Annotated in this window: 1 protein-coding gene; it reads right to left on the bottom strand. The window is 70.4% G+C overall.

What is annotated here, in order from left to right:
• A partial coding sequence (locus AQJ91_RS48475; protein WP_456113469.1) for an oxidoreductase occupies window positions 1-673 on the bottom strand: 673 nt, incomplete at both ends.

The raw sequence follows: 673 nt of genomic DNA, 5'->3' as shown, positions 1-673 counted from the left end.
CCATGGTGCCGACGGTGACGATGTCGGCGACGCCGTCTTCGATGTCCTTGGCGCGGGTGGGTATGTCGGTGCCGGCCCGGTTGAGGATCAGTGTGTTCGGCCACAGCTTGCGGAGGGTGTGCAGGAGTTCGTCGTCGCCGCCGTGGTTTCCGATGTGCAGGTAGGCGAGGTCGAGGGGGGCGAGGGCGCGTACCAGTGCCGGGTACAGGTCGTGGGTGTCGCTCTCGGCGATGTCGTTGAACGGGTTGCCGGGAGAGATCCGCAGGCCGGTGCGGCCGGCGCCGATCTCGTCGGCCACGGCGGTGGCGACCTCGACGGCGAAGCGGATGCGGTTGTCGATGGAGCCGCCGTAGCGGTCGGTGCGGTGGTTGGTGTTGGTGGCGAAGAACTGGTGCAGGAGGTAGCCGTTGGCGCCGTGGATCTCGACGCCGTCGGCGCCGGCCGCGATGGCGGCTGCGGCGGCGCGCCGGAAGTCATCGACCGTCGCGGCGACTTCCTCGGTGGCCAGCTCGCGCGGTACCGGCATCTCCTGGAGCCCTGAGGCGGTGAACGTCTCGCCCGCCGGCTGGACCGGGGAGGGGGCGACCGGCTGCCGGTGGTGGGGGGTGTTGTCGGGGTGGGACATCCGTCCGGCGTGCATGAGCTGGATGACGATGCGTCCGTCGGCCTTGTG

This window comes from Streptomyces dysideae, from assembly GCF_001514305.1.
Taxonomy (GTDB): domain Bacteria; phylum Actinomycetota; class Actinomycetes; order Streptomycetales; family Streptomycetaceae; genus Streptomyces; species Streptomyces dysideae.
This window is presented reverse-complemented; position numbering and strand designations above follow the sequence as displayed.